Raw genomic sequence first — 3,614 nt, forward strand, 5'->3', positions numbered from 1 at the left:
GTGCTCCCCGCGTACGCGGGGGTGGTCTCGGGGTTGTCAAGTCCGCGCTGCTGGTGGTCGCTGTGGGGCCGCTCTGGGGTGTGGTGGTCAGGCGGCGGGGCCTAGTAGGTCCCAGCGGTTGCCGGAGATGTCGAGGAAGACGGCGACCTGGCCGTAGGGTTCGGTGCGAGGCGCGGTGATGAACTCGACACCGGCGGCCGTCATGCGCCGGTAGGCGGCGTCGAAGTCGTCCACGCGCAGGAAGAACCCCACTCGGCCGGCGACCTGGTTCCCAATGGCGGACTTCTGCTGTTGACCGTCGGCGCGGGCGAGCAGGATGCCGGTTTGCGCTCCTGGCGGCCGCACGACGACCCACCTCTTGGGACGGCCGTCGTTGGTGAGCGACGGGGAGTCTTCGACCAGGTCGAACCCAAGCGCGCCGGTGAAGTACTCGATGGCCGGGTCGTAGTCGTCCACCACGATCGTGATCAGGTCGAGCCGCACCCATGCGAGCCTAGGGCGTCCACCGGCCATCTAGTGGGTACTGGCCTGGCTGGTGCACGATGGGGAAACAGCTCGCTAGTGGTGGGCGTCGTGTTCGCTGTGTGCCGGGGCCTCCATCGCCTTTAGCAGGTGATGGCTGTACACCTGGAAGCCCAGCATCGCCTCCACGTAAGCCCGGGCATCGGCGGTGGACCGATCCTTGACGGCGGCCAGACGGGACACTTCCGCGAGCCTGCGTTCCAGTTGCGTGTGCAGCACCTCGGTGAGGTACTCCGCGACGGGTTTCGGCGAGCCGTCCTCGATGGCGCGTTCGGCGAGTGGGATGACCGGCCCGACCGACAGACCGGCTGGCTTGAGCCCAGTGAACGGGGCGCCCTCGCCCATGCGGTGAAGGCGGACGACGGTCTCGAAGAACAGGCGGTCGGCGACCTCGCGCGCCCGATCGCCCGAACCCCGGGCCTCACGCACGCTCTCGAACACCGACCGGATCTCATCCTCGTCCTGGAGCGGCACGTAGGGTAGGACCACCTGCACGTCATCGGACTCGAGTGCCCGGCGGGCGGCTGTGACGACGGGTCCATCCAGTGAGTCGCAGTGCGGGGGCATGGCCTCTCCTCTCCACGGGCCTGTGCGGCGCACGGCCCCGGCAGGAGCGGCTGCGAGGCCGCGTTCGCGCCTGTCACTGCTCAACGTAGGGCGGCCGAGCAAGCGGCCCTCAGGGGCGAAGGTCCCTAGAGCGTCCATGAACCTGCCGGTTGACTCCACAGGAGTCGTGCGTCTTCTGAAGGAGCACTTGTTGGGCGCCTCACTCGCGGTTCCGTCCGCTGACCGGCAGCGGCGGCTGACACGGCTGCTGTGGCTGTCGGTCGGTGCCGCCGTCGCCACCATCAGCCTGAAAGCCGGCGCCTGGCTGCTGACGGGCTCGGTCGGACTCCTGTCGGACGCTCTCGAATCGGTGGTGAACCTGGTCGCGGCCCTCGTCGCCCTCGGTGCGCTGCGCTGGGCGGGTAAGCCCGCCGACGAGGAGCACGCCTACGGGCACACCAAGGCCGAGTACTTCTCCGCCGGCGCCGAAGGCATGATGATCTTCGTCGCGGCGATCGGGATCGCCATCACCGCCGCCGACCGGCTGCTCCGCCCTCAGCCCCTTGAGGACGTCGGCGTCGGCCTGGCGGTGTCGGCGGGCGCCTCACTGATCAACCTGGCGGTCGGGCTGGTGCTGATCGGGGCCGGCCGCCGCCACCGGTCGATCACTCTTGAGGCCGACGGCAAGCACCTCATGACCGACGTGTGGACCTCCGTCGGCGTCATCGCCGGTGTCGCCGCCGTCGCCGCCACCGGCTGGCAGCGCTTGGACCCCGTCATCGCCATCATCGTGGCCGTCAACATCGTCTACACGGGCACCGTGTTGATCCGCCGTTCCGCCGGTGGCCTGATGGACCGTGCCCTCCCGGTCGCCGAGCGTCGGCTGATCAACGACGTGCTGGCGTCCTTCAGGCGAGACGGGGTCGACTTCCACGCGCTCCGCACCCGCCAGTCAGGACGCCGCGCGTTCGTCTCGTTCCACATCCTCGTCCCCGGCGACTGGACCGTTCAGCAGGGACACGACCTCGCCGAGGCCGTTGAGGACGACATCCGCCGCTCACTGCCGCAGGCCACCGTCTTCACTCACGTCGAGCCGCTCGAAGACCCCCGCTCCTATGAGGACCTTGGGCTGGACCGAGCCCCCGGTGCCACCGCCCAGGGCCGCTCGGCCAGGCCGCCCGGCCATGGCGAGGAGCACGAACTCGGGGACGAGCCGGCCGACCACGATCGTGGGGCGACATGATCTAACGGCTGAAAGGTCGAGCATGCCGACCGTTCTTCTCGTCCGCCCGTAGGCCCTGGTGCGGTGTCGTCGCATGCGGCGCAGCCCGTGGAATCGCTCTTGGCCGCCGGGCGGGCCTCGCTGGGACGTGGGTGGGCGCAACGCCGCGTTTGTCGGCGGCGTTGCGCCGGTCGGTCGAAGTGGGCTTGCTCGCGGCATGTCAGAAGGCGGCGGGGCGGGAGACGTAGCCCGCCCGTGGAGGTGCCCGCCGCCTCCGTGGAGCCCGGTGAGACTGTGCTGGTCAAGAACGGCGCCAAGGTGCCGGTCGACGGCGTGGTGACCGACGGCTCGGGCGCGCTGGACGAGGCGTCCATCACCGGCGAATCGATCCCGGTGGAGAAGACCGCCGGTGACCAGGTGTTCGTCGGCGCGGTGTCCATGGGCGGCTTCCTGCAGGTCCGGGCGACCGGGGTCGGGGCCGGCACCACGCCGGCCCGGATCATCCACCGGGTCGAGGAGGCGCAGACGCCAAGGCCCGCGCCGCGGCGTTCATGAACCGCTTCTCGGCCTGGTACACCCCGGCCATCATCGTCCTGGCGCTGGTGTTCGGGCTGGTGACCGGGGATGTCGTGCTCGCGCTGACGCTGCTGGTCGTCGGCTGCCCCGGCGCGCTGGTCATCTCCATCCCGGTCGCCGTCGTCGCCGGCATCGGCCGCGGAGCCCGGGACGGCATCCTGATCAAGGGCGGCGAGTTCCTGGAGAGGTCCGCGAAGATCGACGCCGTCGCGCTGGACAAGACCGGCACGCTGACCGAGGGCAGGCCGTATGCGACCGACGTGGTGCCGCTGGACCCGGCGTGGAGCCGCGCGGACGTGCTCGGCTGGGCCGCCCGCGCCGAGGCGGGATCGGAGCACCCGCTGGCCCGGCCGATCGTCGAGGTCGCGAGCGCCGAGGGCCTGGACGTCACCGGCCTTCCGGAGGCGACCGAACCGGTGCCGGGCAAGGGCATCGTCGCGGTCCTCGACGGGCACCGCGTCGCGGTGGGCAACCTGGCGCTGCTTGAGGACGAGAGGAGTTCGGACGCGGCGTCCGCGGTGGTCGAGGACCTCGCCGCCGCGGGCCGCACCCCGATGGCGGTCTCGGTGGACGGACGGCCCGTCGGCGTCGTCGCCGTGGCCGACCGCGTCCGGCCCGGCGCGGCGCGCATGGTCGCCGACCTGCACGCCGCCGGGGTGAAGAGGGTCGTCATGCTCACCGGGGACGTCCGGCGGGTCGCCGAAGCCGTCGCCGCGCAGGTCGGCGTCGACGAGGTCCACGCGGGCCT

At 71.2% G+C, this 3,614-nt stretch carries 4 protein-coding genes and 1 pseudogene; 3 read left to right on the forward strand and 2 right to left on the reverse strand.

The window, feature by feature from the left end:
* Nucleotides 1–87: 87 nt before the first annotated feature.
* Both ACIWVC_RS28190 and ACIWVC_RS28195 read right to left on the reverse strand, forming a co-directional pair.
* Nucleotides 88–483, reverse strand: a complete 396-nt coding sequence (locus tag ACIWVC_RS28190) for a VOC family protein (protein ID WP_396451954.1) — start codon at nt 481–483, stop codon at nt 88–90.
* A gap of 75 nt (nt 484–558) precedes the next feature.
* Nucleotides 559–1,089 carry a DUF6448 family protein gene (locus ACIWVC_RS28195; protein ID WP_396451955.1) on the reverse strand — a complete coding sequence of 177 codons (531 nt, stop codon included), beginning with the start codon at nt 1,087–1,089 and terminating at the stop codon, nt 559–561.
* A 190-nt stretch (nt 1,090–1,279) separates the two neighbouring features.
* Here ACIWVC_RS28195 and ACIWVC_RS28200 point away from each other — a divergent pair, with 190 nt between their 5' ends.
* The 3 genes and pseudogenes from ACIWVC_RS28200 to ACIWVC_RS28210 form a co-directional block, all read left to right on the forward strand.
* The gene (locus ACIWVC_RS28200; RefSeq protein WP_396451956.1) at nt 1,280–2,311 is read left to right on the forward strand and encodes a cation diffusion facilitator family transporter; all 1,032 of its coding nucleotides are present in this window, start codon (nt 1,280–1,282) and stop codon (nt 2,309–2,311) included.
* A gap of 240 nt (nt 2,312–2,551) precedes the next feature.
* Nucleotides 2,552–2,955, forward strand: a pseudogene (locus ACIWVC_RS28205) (heavy metal translocating P-type ATPase); the annotation flags it as partial.
* Nucleotides 2,956–3,096: 141 nt separating this feature from the next.
* Nucleotides 3,097–3,614 (forward strand): HAD family hydrolase (locus tag ACIWVC_RS28210; RefSeq protein ID WP_396454792.1); only part of this gene is annotated, 518 nt, incomplete at its 3' end.

The organism is Actinomadura sp. (assembly GCF_044508335.1).
GTDB lineage: Bacteria > Actinomycetota > Actinomycetes > Streptosporangiales > Streptosporangiaceae > Spirillospora.